The organism is Crateriforma spongiae (genome assembly GCF_012290005.1).
Lineage (GTDB): Bacteria > Planctomycetota > Planctomycetia > Pirellulales > Pirellulaceae > Crateriforma > Crateriforma spongiae.
The window spans coordinates 87227-110064 of the sequence record NZ_JAAXMS010000008.1 but is presented as its reverse complement, the minus strand read 5'-3'; the positions used below and the strand labels follow the sequence as shown (position 1 = coordinate 110064).

At 57.6% G+C, this 22838-nt stretch carries 16 protein-coding genes; 4 read left to right on the top strand and 12 right to left on the bottom strand.

What is annotated here, in order from left to right; all coding sequences use genetic code 11:
* Positions 1–129: 129 nt before the first annotated feature.
* The 8 genes from HFP54_RS20260 to HFP54_RS20225 all read right to left on the bottom strand — a co-directional run bounded on the left by HFP54_RS20260 (position 130) and on the right by HFP54_RS20225 (position 13327).
* Positions 130–3564 carry a transglutaminase family protein gene (locus tag HFP54_RS20260; protein ID WP_168566567.1) on the bottom strand — a complete coding sequence of 1145 codons (3435 nt, stop codon included), beginning with the start codon at positions 3562–3564 and terminating at the stop codon, positions 130–132.
* Positions 3561–4508, bottom strand: a complete 948-nt coding sequence (locus tag HFP54_RS20255; RefSeq protein WP_168566566.1) for an alpha-E domain-containing protein — start codon at positions 4506–4508, stop codon at positions 3561–3563. Before HFP54_RS20255 ends, HFP54_RS20260 begins: the two co-directional genes overlap by 4 nt.
* Positions 4509–4591: 83 nt before the next feature.
* Positions 4592–6157, bottom strand: coding sequence for a circularly permuted type 2 ATP-grasp protein (locus HFP54_RS20250; RefSeq protein ID WP_168566565.1), 1566 nt, complete (start codon positions 6155–6157; stop codon positions 4592–4594).
* Positions 6158–6492: 335 nt separating this feature from the next.
* Positions 6493–8400 carry an asparagine synthase (glutamine-hydrolyzing) gene (asnB, locus tag HFP54_RS20245; RefSeq protein ID WP_168566564.1) on the bottom strand — a complete coding sequence of 636 codons (1908 nt, stop codon included), beginning with the start codon at positions 8398–8400 and terminating at the stop codon, positions 6493–6495.
* A 4-nt stretch (positions 8401–8404) separates the two neighbouring features.
* The gene (locus HFP54_RS20240) at positions 8405–9403 is read right to left on the bottom strand and encodes a serine/threonine protein kinase (RefSeq protein WP_146416348.1); all 999 of its coding nucleotides are present in this window, start codon (positions 9401–9403) and stop codon (positions 8405–8407) included.
* Positions 9404–9691: 288 nt separating this feature from the next.
* Positions 9692–10711, bottom strand: a complete 1020-nt coding sequence (locus tag HFP54_RS20235) for a glutamine synthetase beta-grasp domain-containing protein (RefSeq protein ID WP_146416347.1) — start codon at positions 10709–10711, stop codon at positions 9692–9694.
* 298 nt (positions 10712–11009) lie between these two features.
* Entirely contained in the window at positions 11010–12641 is a 1632-nt protein-coding gene (locus HFP54_RS20230; protein ID WP_168566563.1) for a sulfatase family protein, read from the bottom strand.
* The gene (locus HFP54_RS20225; RefSeq protein WP_206036314.1) at positions 12641–13327 is read right to left on the bottom strand and encodes a HEAT repeat domain-containing protein; all 687 of its coding nucleotides are present in this window, start codon (positions 13325–13327) and stop codon (positions 12641–12643) included. Before HFP54_RS20225 ends, HFP54_RS20230 begins: the two co-directional genes overlap by 1 nt.
* Positions 13328–13772: 445 nt before the next feature.
* Here HFP54_RS20225 and HFP54_RS20220 point away from each other — a divergent pair, with 445 nt between their 5' ends.
* From HFP54_RS20220 to HFP54_RS20205, 4 genes are all read left to right on the top strand, one after another.
* Positions 13773–14309: a hypothetical protein gene (locus tag HFP54_RS20220; protein ID WP_145292636.1), complete on the top strand. Its 537-nt coding sequence runs from the start codon at positions 13773–13775 to the stop codon at positions 14307–14309.
* A 150-nt stretch (positions 14310–14459) separates the two neighbouring features.
* On the top strand, positions 14460–14894 hold the full coding sequence (locus tag HFP54_RS20215; RefSeq protein WP_168566561.1) for a peptidylprolyl isomerase: 435 nt from the start codon (positions 14460–14462) through the stop codon (positions 14892–14894).
* A 33-nt stretch (positions 14895–14927) separates the two neighbouring features.
* Positions 14928–16010: a hypothetical protein gene (locus tag HFP54_RS20210; RefSeq protein WP_168566560.1), complete on the top strand. Its 1083-nt coding sequence runs from the start codon at positions 14928–14930 to the stop codon at positions 16008–16010.
* Positions 16011–16025: 15 nt separating this feature from the next.
* A complete protein-coding gene (locus HFP54_RS20205; protein ID WP_168566559.1) occupies positions 16026–17402 on the top strand; it encodes an MBOAT family O-acyltransferase in 1377 nt (458 codons plus the stop codon).
* Between the two features lie 10 nt (positions 17403–17412).
* Here the strand turns inward: HFP54_RS20205 and HFP54_RS20200 are convergent, their stop codons facing one another.
* Genes HFP54_RS20200 through HFP54_RS20185 form a run of 4 tightly spaced genes read right to left on the bottom strand, consistent with a single transcriptional unit; the run spans position 17413 to position 22835 of the window.
* Positions 17413–18264 (bottom strand): ABC transporter permease, encoded by an 852-nt coding sequence (locus tag HFP54_RS20200; protein ID WP_146416340.1) that lies wholly within the window; start codon positions 18262–18264, stop codon positions 17413–17415.
* Positions 18261–18935: an ABC transporter ATP-binding protein gene (locus HFP54_RS20195; protein WP_168566558.1), complete on the bottom strand. Its 675-nt coding sequence runs from the start codon at positions 18933–18935 to the stop codon at positions 18261–18263. Before HFP54_RS20195 ends, HFP54_RS20200 begins: the two co-directional genes overlap by 4 nt.
* Before the next feature lie 43 nt (positions 18936–18978).
* Positions 18979–21531: an ATP-dependent helicase HrpB gene (hrpB, locus tag HFP54_RS20190; RefSeq protein ID WP_168566557.1), complete on the bottom strand. Its 2553-nt coding sequence runs from the start codon at positions 21529–21531 to the stop codon at positions 18979–18981.
* On the bottom strand, positions 21531–22835 hold the full coding sequence (locus tag HFP54_RS20185) for an alpha/beta hydrolase family protein (RefSeq protein ID WP_168566556.1): 1305 nt from the start codon (positions 22833–22835) through the stop codon (positions 21531–21533). Before HFP54_RS20185 ends, hrpB begins: the two co-directional genes overlap by 1 nt.
* Positions 22836–22838 lie beyond the last annotated feature (3 nt).

The following is a 22838-nucleotide window of genomic DNA, read 5'->3' as shown; positions in this document are numbered from 1 at the left end:
CCTGTAGTTCCACGAAGGGTCCGCCTGGAACGAGTCATCGGGATGCGATCTGGGATCGCCTTCCTAAAAGTCGCACTATAGCGAACCAGGATTTCACGTCGTCAGGACTTGTCGAACACTTTTTTGGTCCTAGGCCAAGCCCAACCCACAACTGGCCCGTAACAGATCAAACGTCACCGGATAGGCTTCATCGCTGCCGATCGGCGGCATCGGTGGCAACTGGATCAGGCCGCCGGTCAGCGACTCGGTATCGAATCGCGATGCGCGTCGTGATTCCGCTTCCACACTGTTGACCGGGAAACTGTCGGTGCCGCGACCGCCCGGATGAACGACGTGGTAGGTACATCCCCCGATCGATGCGGCGGTATTGATGTTGACCACTTCGAACCGCAGGGGTGAATGGATCCCGATCGTGGGGTGCAAACACCGCGGCGGCTGCCACGCCCGGTATCGAATACCGGTGACGTAGGTGCCTTTGATCCCCGTCGCATGCATGGGGACTCGCAAACCGTTGCACAACAGCGCATGGCGGCTGGGGTCAAAGTTTTCCGCTCTGACTTCCATGCGTTCCACGCTGCTGTCGACGAATCGTGTCGTGCCGCTGGCTCCCGGTTCTTCGCCCATCACGTACCAGGGTTCGATCGCGTTGCGTAAGGTCAGCGATACATTTTCGTAGGTGACTTCGCCGATCCGGGGGAATCGAAACTCGTAATGCGTTCCGAACCAATCCGGTTCCAAGCCCAAGCCGCGGTGCTTCATGAAACGCAGCACGTCCAGGAAATCGCTCCAGACAAAGTGCGGCAACATGAATCGGTCGTGCAGCGACGTGCCCCAGTGCGACAGTTTTTCGCGATACGGTTGTTGCCAGAACGCCAAAACCAAACCCCGAATCAGCAATTGCTGGGCAAGGCTCATCCGTGCATGTGGCGGCATTTCAAACCCACGCAGTTCGATCAGGCCCAAACGGCCGGTCACACTGTCGGGTGAATACAGCTTGTCGATACAGATTTCCGCGCGGTGGGTGTTGCCCGTCAAATCGGTCAACAAGTCACGGAACAAGCGGTCGGTCAACCATGGTGGTGTGCTTTCCCAGCGTTGGGGCACCTGGGCCAACGCCATCTCCAATTGATAGGCCGCGTCGATTCGACCTTCGTCCGCCCGCGGCGCCTGGCTAGTCGGTCCGATGAATCGACCGCTGAACAGATATGACAAGCTGGGGTGATTGTTCCAAAACGCGATCATGCTGGACAGCACGTCGGGACGTCGCAGGAACGGACTTTCCGACGGATTCGATCCGCCCATGACGATGTGGTTGCCGCCACCGGTGCCGGTGTGCAGACCGTCCAAATCAAACTTCTCGGTGCCCAGACGGCTCAACCGTGCTTCTTCGTAAAGCGTTTCGGTCAAATGGGCCAATTCACGCCATGTCTTTGTCGGCTGGGTGTTGACTTCGATCACCCCGGGATCCGGCGTGATCTTGTAGTACTCCACACGACTGTCCGGTGGGGGCAGATAGCCTTCGATGATCACGGGCAACTGCAGCCGCTCGCACGTTTGTTCGATCGCGTTGATCAAATCCAAGTAGTCTTCCATGCGATTGACCGGCGGCATGAAGACGTGCAATCGGCCGTGTCGACATTCAATACACAGCGCGGTGTGAACGACGTCTTCGCTGGTCGGCAAATCATCGTCTTCGTCGATTTCGTCGATGACCTGTTCATTGATCGGTTGGCCGCCTGGTCCACCGCTGCCGGGTCCCAGTGGTCCACCACCACCGCCGAATCCGTTTTCGCCACTTCGGGCTGGCATTTCTTGACGGATCTCGCGCAGCGGATCTGCGGAGACTCCTTTCATGCCACGCTGCATCGTCGGCAGTGGCCCGTTGATGGCGGTGGGATCATACGGTGCGGAATAGAATGCGTTCGTGCTGAAACTGCTGACCGGCAGTGTGTCCAACGGCAAACGCAGACCGATCGGTGAATCGCCCGGAATCAAATACACCTTTTCCGACCGAACCGGCCAGCGTCCACCCATCCAACCCGGGCGTGCCTGCCACCAAGCGCGACGCAGTGGCAACGTAAAGCCGATCGGTTTGCCAAGCCCGTGTTGGAACGTGCGAATCATCATCGCCCGTTCGTTGGGGTCCTTCAGCTTGGGTTCAGTCGTGTCGACATCCACCGGCAATCGGTTTTCACGCCACAGGTAGTGAAACGTGTCTTCGAAGACTGGGAACGTCATCTTGGCGCTGATATTTAATTCTCGCGCCAGGGTGTAAATGAATCGCTTGGCATCTTGAACGGTGTGTCCGTAGTCGACGCCTTCGTCGGCCAACCACTGTTGATCTTTCCAAATCGGATGGCCGTCCTTGCGCCACATGCAAGTCAACGCCCACCGCGGCAATGATTCACCGGGGTACCATTTGCCCTGGCCATAGTGCAGTAGCGATCCGTTGCCAAAGTGCTTCTGCAATCGTCGCAACAGCACGTTGCTAAGCACGCGTTTGTCTTCGCCCACCGCATCGGTGTTCCACTGCGGGTCGTCCATGTCGTCGATGGACACGAACGTGGGTTCGCCGCCCATGGTCAAACGCAGATCGCTTTCTTGCATGATTTCATCAAAGCGATCGCCGGTCGCCATGATCTGTTGCCACTGCTGTTCGCTGTACGGCTTGGTGACGCGTGGGTCTTCGTGGACACGACGAACCGACATGTCAAATGAAAATTCGACCTCGCATGGTTCGTGTGCACCGGTGATGGGAGCGGCGTCACTGAAGAAAGGCGTGCAGGCCAGCGGAATATGCCCTTCCCCGGCAAACAACCCACTGGTCGGATCCATCCCGACCCAACCGGCGCCGGGCAGATAAACTTCGGTCCATGCGTGCAGGTCACAAAAGTCTTCGGTGGGTCCAGACGGTCCGTCCAGCGACGGCAGGTCCGACGCCAATTGGATCAGATAGCCGGAGACGAACCGAGCCGCCAGACCGACGTGTCGCAACGTTTGGACCAACAGCCAAGCGGAATCACGACACGAACCACGGGCAAGTTCCAGTGTTTCTTCGGCCGATTGGACGCCTGGTTCCATTCGCACCGTGTAATCGATGCGACGTTCCAGTCGCTGATTCACGTCGACCAAGTAGTCGATGACGCGGTCGGCCGACGTCGGCAGTTCACCAACCCACTGTGAAAACAGTGGCGTCATCGGTGGCTTTTCCAAGTATGGCAACAGCTGTTTGCGTCGCACTTCATCGTATTCAAAGGGCCATGCTTCGAATTCTTCTTCGACAAAAAAGTCGAACGGGTTGATCACCGTCATGTCGGCGATGAAATCGACCGTGACTTCCAAGTGATCGGCCGGCTTTTCAAAGACGTAGCGGCCGATCGGGTTGCCGAACGGATCTTGTTGCCAGTTGACGAAATGATCCGCCGGGGACACCCGCTGGCTGTACGCGATGATCGGGGTCCGCGCATGATAGGCGGGCTTCAACCGAACCAATTGCGGGCCCAGACCGATCGATCGGTCATACTGGTACTTGGTCTGGTGGTGCAGAGCGACGCGGATGGTCATGCGTTTAACGTTACCTGAAAGTAGTCTTGGTTGAGAGCTTCGCCGATGTCGTTCAGTTCAACTTGCAATGTGTCGATGAATTGGTGCATGCCGCCGGCCAAAACTTCTTTGACGTTGGTGTTGGCCAACCGGTGACGCAGCCCCAATGATGCTTGTTTGGCCGATCGCGGTTGAGCCGACGAACAGGCGTCTTCGATTTGGGAAAGCGACCAATCGGCCCCCGCGACACAGGAAAGAATGGATCGCGGAAACCGACGGTTGAAGATGAAGAAGTCGACGACTTTTTCGATGTCGATCAAATGATGTTCGCGGCGATAGGCTTCGAAACCGCTGATCGCCAACAGCAATGCAGACCACTGGATGTCATCGACCGCCGTGCCGACATCGTCGACGCGTGGCAGCAGATTGAAATACTTGACGTCCAAGATTCGTGACGTTTTGTCGGCGCGTTCGATCAGCCGTCCGAAATTGGCAAAGTGCCAACCGATGTCGTGGGACATCGTTCCATCCAAAATGCCATTCCAAAGCAACGCTTGCTGGCGGACCTGGTCGAAAAAGTCGGCGGTCGGTTCGACCTTTTGCAATGCCGCGTCGTTGACGAAATGGTAAAAGTCGTTGATCTGTTCGAACGTCTCGCTGGACAACGTCTCGCGAACGCCACGGGCGTTCTCCCGGGCATACCGCAACGATGAAAGCATCGAATTGGGATAGCGATCGTCGAAGGCCAGGAAGTGGATCACCGACGGTCGATCAAAACGCGAATAGTGTTCGGAATACCATTGCGTGTCTCCGGTCACTTGGATCAAGGGTTCCCAAGGATCCACCAGGTTTTCCGGTTGGTCCAAGATGAAGTTCAACGTGACTTCCAAAAACCGTGAGAGGTTTTCGGCCCGTTCCATTTGACGGGACATCCAGTAAATCGATTCGGCAACGCGTGCGAGCATGGACCCGTCGGTATCTGTACTTGCTGTTTTCGGGGCAAACAAAAAGGCGACCGTGTCGGACGCCACGGTGCTGGGCGAATGGATCAGGTGCTTGCGGTTTCTTCGCCGGGATTGGCAACGACCCACGTGTCTTTACTGCCGCCGCCCTGCGATGAATTGACGACCAGCGATCCACGCTTCAGTGCCACGCGGGTCAGCCCGCCGGGAATCACATCCACATCGGTCGGCGATCGGCACAAAATGTACGGACGCAAATCCACGTGGCGTCCTTCCAACGATTCACCCACCAAGGTCGGCACCCGCGACAGCGAAAGCGTCGGCTGGGCGATGTAGTTTCGAGGGTTCTCGCGAATCAGTTCGCCGAATTTTTCACGCTCGGCGGGCGTCGCGTGCGGGCCGATCAAGATGCCATAGCCTCCCGATTCGTTCGCCGCTTTGACCACCAGCGTGTCTAAGTTTTCCAGCACGTGGCGGCGATCGTCTTCGTCCAAGCAAACGTAAGTGGGAACGTTTTCCAGAATCGGTGTTTCGCCCAAGTAGTAGTCGATCATTTTGGGCACATAGGCGTAGATCACCTTGTCGTCGGCGATGCCCGTTCCCGGTGCGTTGGCCAAAGCAATGTTGCCCGCACGATAGGCTCGCATCAAACCGGCAACGCCCAGCACCGAATCTTCGCGAAAAACTTCCGGGTCCAAAAACATGTCGTCCACACGCCGATAAAGGACGTGGACTTGCTGCAACCCTTCGGTGGTCCGCATGTAAACGCGATCGTCTTTGACCATCAGATCGCGGCCTTCGACCAATTCGACACCCATTTGTTGGGCCAAGAACGAATGCTCGTAATAGGCGCTGTTGTAAACACCCGGGGTCAAGACGGCGACGACCGGGTTGCGAACGCCTTCGGGGGCCATCGACACCAGCGTGTTGTACAGTCGTGCCGGGTAATCATTGACCGGTCGGACTCGACTGGCGTCGAACAACTGGGGAAAGTTCTTCTTCATCACCGCGCGGTTTTGCAGCACGTACGAGACACCCGATGGGCACCTCAGGTTGTCTTCCAAGACATAGACCGTGCCGCTGGAATCGCGAATCAAATCGGTGCCCGTGATGTGACACCACACGCCGTTGGGCGGCGTCAATCCGATGCACTGTGGCCGAAAGTCTTTCGACGTGTCGACCAATTCGCGCGGGATCACCCCATCGTTGATGATGTTCTGGGGACCATAGATGTCCGACAGGAATCGATTGAGCGCGCCGATCCGCTGCTTCAGTCCGGCTTCAATATGATGCCACAGGATCGCCGGAACCACACGCGGAATGATGTCGAACGGCATGATCTTTTCCGTCCCACGGGAATCACTGTAAACCGTGAACGTGATTCCCATCCGGTACATCGCCCGTTCGATGGCCCGCTGGCGCCGCGCCAATGTTTCCCCCGAAATGCGATTGATCATGTCGACCAGGACTTCGGTATCGGGCCTCGCGATCGATTGATCGTTGACCAGTTCGTCGAAAAATCCGCCAGGGTCGTAATCAATCAATCGCGGAAGAGGCTGCGCAGACGGTTTTTCCGATGCATCCGCTGATGCCGTGCCGGACGCCTGAGATTGAGATTGTGACTGCCACGAGGAAGATGGATCGGTGGACATAGAGACGGTGACAGGAGTCGATTGGGACGCGGACATCCGCCGGTGCTTGGTCCACACGCCGATCGACGCATGGACGGAAACACGCGGCCCACGTTTGCTAAATAGTTTTTGAATTCAGATCCGCCTAGGCCGAGAGTCTAGTATGCCCAACCCCACTGGAGCGAACATAGATTGCCCAGAAATTTAGATGTACGGTAAATAACGCTTGTACCGCCGTGATGGCGGATTGCCCCGCGTTAGCAAATCCGGCTGCAGACCCGGATCGTCCCGGAACGAAAAGTCACCCCGAAACGGCACCCAGGTTGCGCCTCGCACGTGGACCGGTGGCTTGTGTCTCAGGTCCAGCGTCGCAGCCACAATTCCAAGAACAACAGGTTCCACAGCCGATAGCAGTGGTTTTGCTGGTGGTTTTCGTGCGCGGCGACCAGATCGGCGACCGAATCAGGCCGCAGAAACTGGGATACCCGGGCGTCGTCGGCCAACAGGGTGTCGTGGACCATGGGTTTCAATTCGTTGCGGAACCACGTCGCGATCGGCACCCCAAACCCCATCTTCTTGCGGGTGAAGATCTCGCCCGGGATCAACGATCCGAACGCGTCCTGCAACAAGAGCTTGCCGCGACTGCCCCGGCGTTTCAGTTCGATCGGCAGCGTTGCGGCAAATTCGACCAGTCGGTAATCCAGCATGGGTTGGCGGACTTCCAATCCGTGTGCCATCGCCGCGATGTCCACTTTGGTCATCAAATCGCAGGGTAAATAGGTCACCACATCGCTGGTCGATGCCCGGGTCATCAGGTCGCGACCTTCGCTGCGATCCCAAGCGGCCAGCAGGAATTCGATGGGATCGTCCGCCGGCAACTGCTGCACAAAGGCATCGTTGTACAGTTCGGCCCGCATGGTGAATGAAAAGATTTGCAGCCAATTCATGTACCGCTGTGGGGACGATTGTCCCAACGCTTCGGCGAACCGTTTGGCCCGCCGAATCAAGCTGCGGCGGCGTCCGGAGTCGGGCAACCGTTGGATCAACGAAAAGCCCGGCAACCGATGGACAGGAAACACTCGCGGCAGACGTTCGCTCAGGTGCAACGCATGGTAACGTTCGTATCCGGCAAACAATTCATCCCCGCCGTCGCCCGACAGCGCCACGGTCACGTGTTGTTTGGTCAATTCGGACAGATACCACGTCGGGACGGCGCTGGAATCACCAAAGGGTTCATCGTAGTGCCAAACCAATTTGTCCAGCACATCAACGCCGCTGGGCTGGACCACGAACTTTTCGTGCCGGGTTCCCAGGTGGCGGGCGACCATGTCGGCATAATGCGTTTCGTCAAAGTCGGCGACCGGGAAACCGATGCTGAACGTCCGCAACGGTTGGTCGGAATGCTGTTGAGCGATTGCCGTGATCAATGACGAATCGATACCGCCGGACAAGAACGAACCAAACGGTACATCGCTACGCATTCGCAGTCGTACCGAATCGGACAGCAATTCCCGTAAGCGATCGATTGCATCGGTGCGACTGATGTCGGCCTGCGTCGACGGGTCGTACGTCCAGTAGGGGTGAACGCTTAAACGTCCGTTCTGAAACACCGCGTAATGACCCGGTGGCAATTTCCGAACGCCTTTCCAGATTGTGTTCGGGTGGGGAACGTACTGATACGTCAGGTACTGGTCGATCGACCCTAAGTCCAGTTCGTCACAGACACCGTCGACCGCGGCCAGGCATTTCAATTCGCTGCCGAACACCAAGCGTCCGTCTTTGACGGCGTAGTACAGCGGTTTTTGACCGATGCGGTCGCGAGCCAGAACCAAGCGGTGTTGTCGCGCATCCCACAACGCGATCGCGAACATCCCGTTCAGCTGGGCAAAGCAGTCGGGCCCCAGATCTTCGAACAGGTGCAGAATGCTCTCACCATCGCCGTTGGTGGCAAAGCGGTGTCCCGCACCTTCCAACCGCAATCGCAACGTTTGGTAGTTATAGATTTCACCGTTGAAGACCATGTGGATCGATTGGTCTTCGCAAGCCATCGGTTGCCGGGCGCCCGCCAAATCGATGATGGACAACCGTCGAAAGCCCAGGCCAACGCCCAACGCTTGTCCACGTGCGTCGATGTGATGATCGTCACGCCAGGTCTGCGAATCGTCCGGCCCGCGATGCGCGATCTGCTGCGTCATTCGCAACAGCTGGTCTGGGTCAATTCGCTGGTTCGGATCCGTCCAAACCGCTCCGGTGATTCCGCACAACTGACTATGGGTCCTGGGGCTCGTGGATTTCCTGGTCGCGGATTTCGCCGATCGCTGCGATCAAATCCCGCATCGATTGATATCGGTCGCCCGGTCGCTTTTGGATAGCTTTCATGACGACCTGATCCGCCAAGGCCGGAATCTGACGGTCCGGCGCGGTTTCGCTGGGCGGGGGAACGTCCTTGCTGCGAATGTTGTTGAATGTTTCGTCAATGTTTCGGCCTCGGAAAGGTTCCCGCAGGGCCAGCATTTCGTAAAGGACCACGCCGACGCTGAAGATGTCCGATCGTTCATCAATGCCACGATTACCGGACACCTGCTCCGGTGACATGTACAGCGGCGTACCGGGACGCTGGCCGCCACCGGTCAGGGTGGTTAGTTGTTGGTCTGCTTGGTCGGGTTTCTGCGCCAGTGTGCTTTGCCGGATCGGTTCGTTGTCGTCGGCGTGGCCCCAGACCTTGGCGGTCCCCCAGTCCAGCAGGATGACTTCGCCGAAGTTTCCGACCCAGATGTTTTCCGGTTTGACGTCACGGTGAATGACGCCACGTGCGTGTGCATAGGCAAGCGCCTGGCAGGTGTCGGCGACGACCTCCAGTCGCCGACGCAACGGGAACGCTTTGATCGTGGCTTCGTCCTTGCGGGCGATTCGCTTCAGGATTTCGAAAAAGTTTTCCCCCGAGATTCGTTTCATTACGAAGAAAATGCCGTACATCAGATCGTTACCGATCTCGTAGACGGGCACGGTGTTGGGGTGCTGCAGTTGGGCGGTCACACGGGCTTCTCGCAAGAACCGTCGCCGTTCCTTGCGGTTGTTCTTGGTTTCCGGCAGCAGTGTTTTGATGGCCACGGTACGACCGACGATACGGTCAAAGCCGCTGCGGAGAATGGCACTGCCGCCCCGCGCCATTTCTTTCAGGCCCGTGTAGCGCTGCAGTCCCGACGGCAATTTGGTCGGCAGATCGGGATCGGTTCCCGACAAGATGATCGACGGTTCGACGGTCATGGCGTGAAGTTCAGCAGATCGATTGAGCGACGTGGGGTGCGCGACGGTGTTTCGAAGCGACGTCGGCGGTTTTTGCCGTATCGCGTTACATCCCGAAACGCCGGGCCGGTCTTGTCGGCCGGGGCCGGCATGTCTGCCGGGTCGGCCGTGTCTGCTTCATTGTATCGTGCAACGGGGTGATTCACGCAGCGGTCATGATGGCGTGGTCGGTCAACAAAAAAAGGCCCGATCGCGTTGTCATCACGCGATCGGGCCTGAGAGATGTTCGACGTCGTCAAACGCAGTCGCTTACGCGGGAACCGCGGCGCTCTTGACGGTCGCGATGATCGCGCTGGCGACCATGTACGGGTCGGCGTTGGATGCCGGGCGACGGTCTTCCAACCAGCCCTTCCAGCCGCTTTCGACGGTTCCGATCGGGATTCGGATCGAAGCACCACGGTCCGAAACGCCGTAGCTGAACTTGTCGATCGACTGGGTTTCGTGCAGACCGGTCAAACGTTGATCGTTGTCGGCACCGTAAACGTCGATGTGTTCCTTGATCCGCGGCTCGAAAGCTTGACAGATCGCTTCGTACACGTCTTGGCTGCCGCAGGTCCGCAGGGTCGTGTTGCTGAAGTTCGCGTGCATGCCGCTGCCGTTCCAGTCACCCTTGACCGGCTTGGGCTCGTAATTGATCGACAGGCCGTGATTCTCGGCGGTGCGGTCCAACAGGTAACGGGCGATCCAGATTTGGTCGCCGGCTTCCTTGGCACCCTTGGCAAAGATTTGGAACTCCCACTGACCCATCATCACTTCGGCGTTGATGCCTTCGACGTTCAGGCCGGCTTGCAAGCACAGTTCCAAGTGTTCTTCGACGACTTCACGTCCGACAGCACGACCGCCACCGACGCTGCAGTAGTACGGGCCTTGAGGGCCGGGATAACCTTCGGAGGGGAAGCCCAGCGGCTTGTCCGTTTCCGGATTCCACAGCGTGTATTCCTGTTCGAAACCGAACCAGAAATCGTTGTCGTCGTCGTGGATCGTGCTGCGGCCGTTGGTGCGGTGCGGGGTTCCGTCGGAGTTCAAGACTTCGCACATCACCAGGAAACCGGTGCCGATGCGGCCCGGATCGGGAACGATGTAAACGGGTTTGAGCAACAAGTCCGACGAGCCACCATCGGCTTGTTCGGTGCTGCTTCCGTCGAAGCTCCAAACCTTCGCGTCTTCCAGCTTGCCACTGAAATCGTCTTCGATCTTGGTCTTGCTGCGAAGCGTTTGGGTCGGCTGATAGCCATCCAGCCAGATGTATTCCAACTTGCACTTGGTCATAAGATTGATTCCCCCTTGGTGAATCAGAACGAGTTTGACCTGTCTGTGCCGCCTTATGTCGTCAAACCCGACACAAATGAAGCACACTCAATATGAACACGGTTCTACCCAACCGATGCCCGGTGTGGCTCAGAATCGACCAGCGGGGCCATACTTCCAAGCGGAACCATAAAATAGCCGAAATTTCAAGCGTGGGTAGTCTGGTCCCCATGACCGGCGCCTAGGGAACATGGTCTCCCCTAGGCTGCCGGGTAACGTGAAAGCGGGTCCGTTACCACGTGGCGGTCTGGTCCCAGCCCTAGCGATCCGTTGGTCGCCAGTCGGACAGTTTGCTGTCGCGCAGACCCGCGCGACATGCCATCGCCTGCAGCGGTACCGCCGGCGCATCGAACGGTCCGACGTACAGCCGCCAGCCGGACCACTGATCCCCCGTGCGGATGCGATAGACCAGCGAGCCGCCCTCAGTGGGGCTTCGCAAATGGACTTTTCCATCGGTGAACTCGATTTCCGGCGGAAGCGTTCGCGGCTTTTTGCCCCCCGGCTTCATTTCCTCCATCAACACCGCTTCGGGGATCATTCCGGTATCGCCGATGCGTGTTTGCCATCGCTCGGTGGCCAGTCGCATCCGCGCCAACCGATCCGCATATTGAGGCAGTTCCGCCAAGTTGTTCAGTTCCCACGGGTCTTTTTCGGTGTCGTACAGTTCCTCGATCGGCTTGGGCAGTTGGAACCAGTTGGCTTGGCCGCCAGACAACCGACCGGCGGCATTCAGCCGACGCCAATCTTGCATCATGGGCATTTCGTCCATGTAATCCAAACGCTGGGAATACGGGCGATCCGGATGATAGTTGCGGATGTACTTCCAGCGTCGATCGCGGGCGCCTCGTTGAAGCTCGTAGACTTCGTCCATCCGGTCACGGTGCAAAAAGATGTACGGCGGTTCCTTGCTGACATCGTCACTTTGGTCCGCCGTGAACAACGTGCGTCCGTGCATGTAATCGGGGACTTCCACTCCGGCGGCCTGCAACGTGGTCGGTACCAAGTCCATCAGTGTGACCAAATCAGGACGACGGCCGCCGGCGTCCAAATGATCCGGCCAGCGGGCGATCACGGGCACCAGCGTTCCGGTGTCATAGATCCAACGTTTTCCACGCGGCAGCCCCATGCCGTGGTCGCTCCAAAAGAACACCAGGGTGTTGTCCGCCAAGCCGTCTTGTTCCAATCGGTCCAGCACCTCGCCGGCCATTTTGTCCATCAACGTGATGTTGTCGTGATACCAAGCCCAGTTCTTTCGCGCCGCCGGCGTGTTGGGCATGTAATCGGGCATCGTGTCGGCGCATTCGATGGGATCATGACGGTTGGCTTCGCCGATTTCGTTGATGACTTCGGCATGACGTTTTTCGCCATGACGCACTTGGCTCTCGTGCGACACGGTGAAGTTGATCACTGAAAAGAACGGCTGATCCGGATCGGGGCGTTCCCGCCAGTCCAGATGTTTTTTGCCTTGGCGGTCCCAGATCGCTGGTGTGGGTTCGAATTGATAATCGGTCTTGTCACGATTGGTCGTGAAGTAACCTGCGGCCCGCATCAGTTCTGGAAATGGTCGTACGCCCGGCGGCAAAATGATCCGGCTGCGCATGTGTTGGGAACCGATTGCCGGCGGGTACATTCCCGAAATGATGCTGCTGCGGACGACCGCGCAGACACCCGCGGTCGTGAACGCACGATCGAACCGGACGCCTTCGGCCGCCAAACGATCCAAGTTGGGTGTGATCGCGTGCGGATCGCCATAGCAACCGAGGTTCGGTGAGATGTCTTCGCAACTGATCCAAACAATGTTGGGGCGGTCGTCGGCGATGGCTACTTGTCCTGCGCCCGACAGAAACAAACAGGCGATGACGAACCGTTGAATGATAGGTGTTGGCTTCATCAGTCCACCGCTCCCAATTTGCGAAGTGCGTTCTTGGCGGCACCGCCAATGTGATAGTCACCGCCACCACCCGGCTTGTGTGTTCGGTAAGCCTTCTGCAACGCGGGCACGGCGTCTTTGGCATCGGGACCCAACCGGCCGATCAGTTCCGCCGCACAGCACGCCATGCCACGTTCGGGATATTCCAAGCGATCGGTCAGTGTTGCCAAGTACTGCTCCATCTCTCCACCACGGCACAGCGCGTAGGCCGCAGCCATCTGCGTCGACTTCATCGGGTCCGTTTTGACCATGCGTTTCAGAGTGTTGCTGAACGGCTTGACCGCTTCGGGGCCCAGGTCGCCCAGAATGCTGCACGCCAGGTATCGCATCGCAGCATCATCGTGTTCCAGGCATCGGCCAACCTGCGGCGCGACGGAGACGCCCATGGGAGCCAGGGATCGCAACGCCCGCAGTCGATCGGTTCGATCGGTTGAATCCAATTCGCCCACCCAGTCATCGGCGGTGCGACCGGCCACGACATCGACGGTCAATCGATCATCCGGCTTCGCCGAATTCGCGTCGTCGGCTGATACCCAAGGACAGGCAAGGCACAAAAGACTCAGGACAAACAACAATGGTGACTGACGTCGCGGACGGTGCCGATGTCGGCGGTCCCGCGGCCAGCGGAAGGAGAGGTGTGATTTCATGGTCTTGGGGAATGTTGGTGCTCGGCCACCGAAGCCAAGTCCGTGCGGGTGCGGCCGAAAACAGGGGCCGTCGTCCCGGCCAAGCGGGATCGGCCGATTCGGCCGTGGCGGGTGCGAGCGATGGGCCGTCACAAAAACAACGCTGACGCATTTTATCGGAATTGCCCAAAGTCATGTTCAATGCCGCCGAATGACGCTAATTTCGGGGACAATTCGCAGCGCCGCATCGACTGTTCCTGGTCGAACCGTTCCGTTCTAATGACCGCTACGGTGAAGGACAACAACGAACGGTCGCATGACGATCGGGGCAACGGTCAAATGCGATCGTGACCGGATGTAGCGCCGGTGGCGGCGTCTGCTGTCAACGTTGCCCTTCGATCAGAATCAGTTTTACGCACGGCCTTTTCTTTTTCGGTCAAGGCAAACACGCAAGGATTGTCACGTTATGTCCAACGCGCCCAATGATCCGTTCGGAAACCAGAACCCAGGCGCCGGTTATCAGCAACCGCCGGCCAAGAAATCCAACACCTGGCTGTGGGTCTTGGGCATCCTGGCGGCGCTGCTATTGGTGGGTGCCCTCGCATGCTGTGGCGGCGGCTACTTCTTTGCGTCCAAGTTCACCGAATTTGCCGGCATGGCGATCGTCGAACAGTTGAGCGACAACCCGGTCATCCAGGACAACGTTGGCGACATCGAATCGGCGTCAATCAATCTGCAGGAAACGGCCCAATACGCCCAAGACAATCCCGGCGAAAACCGAATGATCGTCGACATCGTCGGCTCCAAGTCGGATGCCCAGTTGGCAATCGAACAACAGGGTGAAGACGTCGCTTCGGCCGAATTGATCATGCCCGACGGAACCACCTACGATGTTCCGTTGGAAGGCACCGGGTTCGACACCGATATGGGCGACATTGATGCCGGCGATCTGGAAATGGGCGAAGACGACTTCAGCATCGAAGTCGAAACGGATGCCCCATAGTCGCTGTTGAATCCTTTCTGCTCTGCACTGCACTGTGCGGAACGTCCAACATCAAAGCGTGGCCAGGTGATCGCGTTCACCCGGCCGCGACGACGCAATACGAATATTGTTCTCCGACATACTCCATCTCCAACAACACGAACTGACACCATGAAAGTTGCCACCTTCGAAACCGATAAAGGCACCATCAAGATCGAATTGTTCGCCGACAAGACTCCCAAGACGGTGAAGAATTTCGAGGACTTGTGTGCCAAGAACTTCTACGACGGTCTGACGTTTCACCGCGTGATTCCGAACTTCATGATCCAAGGCGGGTGTCCCCAAGGCACCGGCACGGGCGGACCCGGCTATCAATTCGAAGACGAATTTCATCCTGAATTGAAGCACGACGGACCCGGCGTTTTGTCGATGGCCAATGCGGGTCCCAACACCAACGGATCGCAGTTCTTCATCACCCACGAAGCCCAACCGCACTTGGACAATCGTCACAGCGTGTTCGGCAAGGTCATCGAAGGCCAAGACGTCGTCGATGCCATCGAACAGGGTGACAAGATGACCAAGGTCAGCGTGTCTGACGAAGGCTGATCGTCATTGCCTGCCGATGCTTGTTGGTAAGCCATGATTGCGTTTTCGAAAAGGCTGATCAGCCGTTGGTTGATCGGCCTTTTTTTCGGCACTCTGATCGTCGCGGTGACCTCACCGTGGTTCGTCCGCAGCTATGTTCCGCTGACCATGGATCCGGTGCGCAAGACCTGGACCCTGCCCGAGGGCGCGGTCTATCGCTGGCGAAGCGAAGGCTATGCGGACACGCACATCGGGCCCCACGGCATGCCCGGTCGAACACGATTGGCCGATGGTCCGTCGGTGCGTCGTCGTATCGCACTGTGGGGCGACAGCCAGGCCGAAGGTGTCGCGGTCGACGATCCGGACAAATTGTTTGCGGCCATCGAACGGGCGATCGATCCTGATGGCTCGGTGGCCGTTTATCCGCTGGCCCGCAGCGGCGAAGACGCCGCCGTCTGGATCGAACAGATTTCGCGGGCCGAAGCATCACTTGGAATCGACGCGCATGTCATTCTGATGGTCGACTGGGAAGACTTGGCCGTGCTGCAACAGCACACCGCAACCCCGACTGAAATCGGTCAGAATGATGCCGAAACCGATGGTGCCGCCCCGGCGTCAAAAAATGCTTGGGCCGCCCTGCTTCCCGCTTTCGTCATTCAAGCGGCCAGACACGTTCTAACGCAGGACGATGGGGCCAACATTCGACGTTTGCGATGGACGGTAGGCCCCGTCGTGAAAGGTGACGTTCCGGTTCATTCTGGGTCGGTCGCCTCGGAAAACGAACGTGTCGATTGGCAGAAAGCCATGCAGACTTTGGCCGATTCCACCAATCGCCCGATTTTGATCGTTCACGCGCCTCGACGTCCCGAGATTGTCAATGGTCGCGTGGTGCGTTCGCTGGATCATCCGGACCAGATTCGTCTGTTGCGCGCCGCGGCTTCCGATACCGGGCTGTACTGGTTGGACGTGACGAACGATTTAATTGCCGCAGCCGATTCGGGTGAATGGCCGCATGGTTTTCACAACGGACAAATCGGAGTGGGACATCTCAACGCCCACGGGTATCAGTTGATCGCCCGGCGTATCGCCCAGCATGTTGCGTTGACACAAGACGTGATTGCGACACCGGAACGATAGGGAGCACGGTCTTCGGTGGGATTCACGCGACTGGAATTTCCGATCTTTCTGGCATTGGTGATCGCACTGGTCTGGGCGACACGTCGCGTCACACTGCGCAATGCGATTCTGCTTGCGGCCAGCTATTACTTTTATGCCTATTGGGATTATCGGTTCTGTGGCCTTTTGATTTTGTCCACGGTGGTCGACTTCATCGCCGCCCGGCAGATCGATCGTTCCCAATCACAAGGCATACGCCGCTTGTTTCTGTTGACCAGTTTGTGTGTCAACTTGGGGGTGCTGGGGTTTTTCAAATACTACAACTTCTTCATTGAATCACTGGCCGAGGTATGGGGGCACTGGGGATGGGGATCCCAGACGTTGCAGATCATTCTGCCGGTCGGGATTTCGTTCTATACATTTCAAACTCTCAGCTACACGATCGACGTTTATCGGCGAAAGTTGAGGGCGACATCCAATTTTTTGAACTTTGCGTTGTACGTCGCTTTCTTTCCGCAATTAGTCGCCGGGCCGATTGTTCGTGCAAAGGAACTGTTGCCACAGTTGGCGGTGCGTCCGACGTTTTCGAAACGCCGAATGTACGGCGGATTTCAGCAACTGTTGCGCGGCGCAGTGAAAAAGATCTTGATCGCTGATCGGATGGGGGAAGCGGTCGATGTCGTCTTTGCAGGACCGGATCTGTACAGCACGGTGACCCTATGGATCGCCGTCGTGGCGTATGCCGGTCAGATCTATTATGACTTCTTAGGCTACACCGACATGGCGACCGGAGCCGCGAAGATGATGGGATACCGGTTTCCGCCTAACTTTCGACACCCGTACCTGTCGTCAAACATGGCTCAATTTTGGCGACGTTGGCATATGACATTGTCACGTTGGTTGCGGGACTATCTCTACATTCCGCTGGGTGGAAACCGACTGGGACGCAGCCGGACCTATGTGAATTTGATGATCACGATGACATTGGGTGGGTTGTGGCACGGTGCGGCCTGGACATTCGTTTTGTGGGGGATCTGGCATGGTTTGGGACTGGCCGTTCACCGGATGTCCACCACACGAATTCGATTGTCTCGCGGCGTCGGGTGGGGGCTGACCACGATGGTCGTTCTGGCTGGTTGGGTCCTATTCCGCAGTCCCGACTTGGCCAGCGCCATGAGCATCTTGGGACGAATGTCATGGCCGACCGAAGGGATTTACTGGTTCCCACCGTTACCCCTGCTAATGATCGGCGTCATGGTGATTGAGCACGCGTGTTGGGCCGCGGGATGGCGACGTCCGCGAAGGTTGCCGGCGGATCGTTGGTATTCGCCGGTGGTGACGGCGATCTTACTATGGAGTTTGGTTTTGTACGCGCCCCAAGGATTCCGGCCCTTTGTCTATTTCCAGTTCTGAATGCCGATTCTTAAGACTTGGACCGTCGACGTGCCGATGTTGCCGATTTTCGTGCGTGCCAGTCGATTTGATGCCAAGGTGTGGTCAAGCGGCGAACGGTAAGGCTGAGTGCGGTGATGACGCCCAAGGCAATTGTTGATGCGATCACGAACATGATGGTGATCTGATAGGCGACCGCCTGAAGCGGTGGTGCACCGGCCAGTAATTGTCCGGTCATCATGCCGGGGATGCTGACGATTCCGGCAACCGACATGGTGTTCAAGATCGGGATCATTGATGCGCCTGTTGCGTGTGCCATGACGGCCTGAGTCGCCTCATACCGATCGGCGCCCAATGCCAATCGCATTTCAATTTCATCACGACGATGATTCAGTTCCGATAGGAATCGGTCCATCCCTAAAGAAATGCCCGTCAGCGAATTGCCCAGGACCATGCCCAGCAGCGGTATCAACACGGCGGGACTGAACCATGGTTGTGGTCGTACGATCAGCAACACCGTGATCGCCGTGATCAGCCAACTGCTGGCCCAAACCGAAAAGATGGCTGTTGGATAGATGCCACGAAACCGATCGGTGACTCGTCCCACCGCGGACACCCCCGCAATCACAGTCATTGCCGACGCCAATGCCAAAACGGGCAACAGATGAGTCAGACTGAAAATCTGGTGAAGGATCAGCCCCAACAAACCTAGTTGAACGCACAGCCGAACGGCTCCGATCAAGATCTTGCGTTCCAGTTTCAAACGCAGCCACCAAGAAATCAGACCGTTGACCGCCAACAGCAAAGCGGCGATCGCGACCTGCCACCAGTCCAACGTCGGTGCCGTCGATGTTGCATCGGACAATAAAAACAAACCGGTCATCGCAGCTTACCTTCATTCATCGTCCAAGTCCGGTTCGCAATCCGGTTCAATTGGTTCGCGTCGTGACTGATCCAGACCCATGCGCGGTCACCGGATGCCTGCAGCCAATCTTGCATCACGTTTTCCACGACGGCGGTCGCGTCGGCGTCTAGCGCCGATGTCGGTTCATCCAATAACAAAATTCTTGGATTGATCAGCATGCTTCGAATCAATGAAGCAATTTGACGTTCGCCGCCGCTCAGGGTTGCGACATCCTGATCCAGAAAAGCGTTGGAACGACCGAACGCCTTCAAGCGATCCACCGCCGCAGATCGGTCAAACTCTGGGTTGGCGGAATGATCCTGGCTGGCCGCATGGAATTGAAACGGCAGTCGTAGGTTGTCTTCGACGGTGCCGGCCACAAACCCTGGTCGCTGAGCCAAGTAGGCGACGTCACGTCGATATCGCGGTACGTCACCTTGTTGGATTCGGGTTCCGTCCAGATCGATCGACCCTATCGTGCGGCATTCCAGAAAGGCAAGGCTGCGAAGTAGCGTGGACTTTCCACTGCCACTGGGACCGGCCAATCCGATTCGATCCGAACCGCTGACCTGGATTTCCAGATCGTCCAGCAAAACCCGATTCGTGTCCGGGGCGACGTGCCGTAACTTTCGTGCGATCAGTTCGGTCAACGTGATGCCTCCGATAACGCCGTGACGATGAACGCCACAGGTATCAGCGTGGCTTCAATCCGTTTCGTGTGGCCGCTGCCGTCAACGGGTCCTCGGGCCAATGATGTTTGGGATATCGCCCTCGCAGGTCTTTGCGGACTTGCGGATAGGTGTTCTTCCAAAAGCTGGCCAAGTCGTCGGTCAATTGCTGTGGTCGGCCGTTGGGGGCGAGAAGCTGAAATCGTAACGCCACACGTGACATTGCCAATCGGGGCGATTCGGTCCAGCCGAACAATTCCTGCGGCTTGACGGACATGGTGGGTCGATCCGCTTCGGAATAGTCGATTTTGCGTTGTGATCCGCCGGGAACTGTCAGGCTGTCAGGAGCATTGTGGTCAATCTGTCGCAGTTGTTCGTAGGTATAGACCGCTCGCAGAAAATCGATCCATGAAGCATCGACAACCGATGAAAGTCGAATGTGTTGTGCACATAGCATTCGTAGGGTTGGTTCGATCTGTTCACGGCCGATCGGCGGCAGTTCAAGTTCCGGAGTGTTGCTCCGCAGGAACTCAACACGTGCAACAAATTCGTTGACGCTGTCGTGGCAATCGGGTGGGCACCAGCCGTATCGCTTCAGGTACTCACCTAGCAAAACCTCGGCCGTGGATTCATTGGGAACGCACTTGATAGGGGTTTCGCTGATCAACAGGTCTTGGACATAGATTCTTCGCCGCATCACTAGCGATTCGGTCGATGGATCGAATTCGGCTTCGTCGACTTGCGAAACCCGTTCGTCGTCCAGCCAATCCAGTTGGATGCCGACCGCCGAACGAACTTTGGCTTCTGTATCGCCACTGTCAACGTCGATGCACAGGAACAACGCGGAATTCGCGACGGTGCTGGACGGCGTCAGCCGCACGCCGCTACCTCCGATCATCACACCTTGGGCACTTGCCGTGTCACGACGCCGGGCGATCCGGTCGGGAAACGCCGACAACAAAGCCCGGGCCAAACGTTGACCCACCGGCAGCTTGGCTGCTGATTCGTCGTGGGCGGGGGCCGCATCACGATTGCTTCGAGCGATCTTTTCCAATCGCCGTGCGACGCGAATGATCTGGGCTTCGACGCCGGAGCGTTGTGTTTTCTGGTTCGACAGTGTTTGCAAGCGATCGACGGCATCGGCCAAATCGTTTTCGGCCCAACCGCTGGATACGGATGCATCCCCGGAAGCCGATCTGTTTGGTGAATCAGATCCGGAATCCGCATTCGCCAGCGATGGGCGTTCGCTTAGCATTGCGGCGGTCAGGCAAGCGGGCCATAACACATTCCAACGATTCGCGGATGCGATCAGTTTCGACAGCCTCGGGTGCAATGGCATGTTCGACATGCGATAGCCATCGGACGTCATTTTGCTGCCTTGATCGATTGCACCCAACTGGCGAAGCAGCGCTTTTGCTTGATCGACCGATTTCGACGGTGGCGGGTCGATCCATGGAAACGACGCAACGTCGATTTCTCCCCAACGCGATAAGATCAAGACGGTCTGACAAAGATCGCTTCGCCGACTCTCGGGGACATCGTAGGCGGGACGGGACCGGTTCATCGCTTCGGGCCACAGTCGATAGGCGATTCCCGGTTGGGTGCGCCCTGCTCGGCCGGCACGTTGATCGGCCGAAGCAACCGATATCGGCTGTCGCTGCAGTCGCGGCAATCCTACCGCTGCATGAAACGTCATGACTTTGGCTTGACCTCCGTCGATGACCGCGGTGACGCCCGGTATCGTTACGGAAGTTTCAGCGACATTGGTCGACAACACTACTTTGCGACGATCGGCCGGCCGAAGCACACGGTCCTGTTGCTCCGGCGACAGATCGCCGTACAGTTCTGCGACCTCGTAACCCAAGGATGATGCCAGGTGAGCCAAGCGTCGGGATGCACGTTTGATTTCGCCCACGCCGGGAAGGAATACCAGAACATCGCCATCGGTGGCATCGCGGACCTCGGGCAACAAATCGGCCACGGCATCTTCGGTTCGCTGACGCGATTGCATCGGCCGATAGCGAATATCCACCGGATACGATCGACCCTGGCTGACCACCGCGTCACCCTCGCCCAAAAAGTCAACGATGGGATCGGGATCCAAGGTCGCCGACATGACGACCAACCGCAGGTCATCCCGCAGCGTGGTTCGAATTCGGTGCAGCATGCCCAGACATAGATCCAATTCCAACGACCGCTCGTGAAATTCATCCAGCAAGACGCAGCCGACCGAATCTAAAAGCGGATCGTCGTTGAGTCGCCGCAGAAGCATGCCCGGCGTCATCGCAACCAGTTCGTTGCGCGTCCCGGTGCGACGGTCAAAACGCACGTGGTAACCAATGCGATCACCGACGATTTCACCCAACGTCGATGCGATCCGCCTGGCCGCGCTCCGCGCTGCCAAACGCCGTGGCTGGATCAACAAGATTTGACCGAACTGTTGAATCCCTTCTTTCAGCAACACCGGCGGTATGCCGGTCGTTTTGCCGGCGCCCGGCGGGGCTTTCAGAACCACAGGCCTTGCCGCTTGGATCGATGAAAGGATCCTGGGCAGCACTTCATCGATCGGCAGTGGCATTAACGTTTCAACAGATGCTTGTCCGCGAAGTCCAGATATCGCAGCCAATCATATTCGGCCAAGTCGTGTTTGCCGATACGCAGGTGATAGCTGATGTGTCCGTTTTGCAAAGGTTGTTCGGGACTTGGCATCTCCACCGAATCGCTGGCCAAGCCGATGCCGTTGACGCCGTAAAGTCGATAAACCGGACTGGCATGGACGCAGGACAAAAATTCGCCATGGGGGTCCGCCCAGCGGTCTTCGGTCGCGCTGGCCACGCACAATGGTCTTGGGGCGATCAACGCCAGCAATTGATGTTGGTCCACCGGCAATGCGGATTCGTTTTCGTTGTAGTCTTGAAAGCGATCGTTGAACCAATGCGGAAACGACTGATTGATCCGCCCAACGGTTTCACCGAATGCACGACGCGACAAAGCTGCGCCGCCGCATCCGGAATCATTGCTGATCACCATCGCAAAACGTGGATCGGTCGCCCCGGCCCAAAGCGCGGTCTTACCCAGTCGCGAGTGCCCGATCACGATCACGTTTCGGGCATCCACTTGTGCGTCGGTTTCCAAGAAGTCCAAAGCCCGACTAAGGCCGAACGCCCATCCGGCGATGCTGCCCCAGCGTGTTAGCGGATCAGCCGATGCATTCCAATCGGCGAACAGACCGTGAATGCCGTTTTTAAAATTGTCGTCTTGATCGGGATCGATGTCGCCGTAATAGATCGTCGCCAAGCCGTAACCTCGGCCGACAATAGTTTCGATCGGCCAGCGGTCGGCGGCGACGCCGCGACCGGCTTCGGTTGCACGGTGGCCGTCGGTCGTGCCGTTTTTGCGATTACGCATCCAACTGTTGGGGATACGAATCGCCGGATCCGGATCCACCGAATGATTGCCTTGAAAATTCAAACCCAAGAATGTTGGCACGGGGCCCTGAGACGATGCCGGGGTGTAGACCAGCATTTGCATCGTCAGCGATGCGTTGTTGTGACTCACCGTCACATCGATGTCACGACGGATCGCCCGGCCACCCAACGCATCATCTTTGCGGCTGACGACTTTGCCCCGCACCGTCACGTTTTGTTGCACCGGGTCGGGTGACACGCCATAGACGTGATCTTGGAAAAGCTTCAACGTTGCCGGGCGTCCGACACTTTCCCATTGCTGCGACGACGTGATTGGCGCACCGTCGGATACCGCCAATGGGTCCGGCAGTTGGTACTGCGGAACCTTGGCTTCATCATAGTTCGGTTCAAACGACCGGGCCGCGGTCACACCGAGGAACATGGCACACAGGGCGACAAAGGGGACTCGTAGCATCGT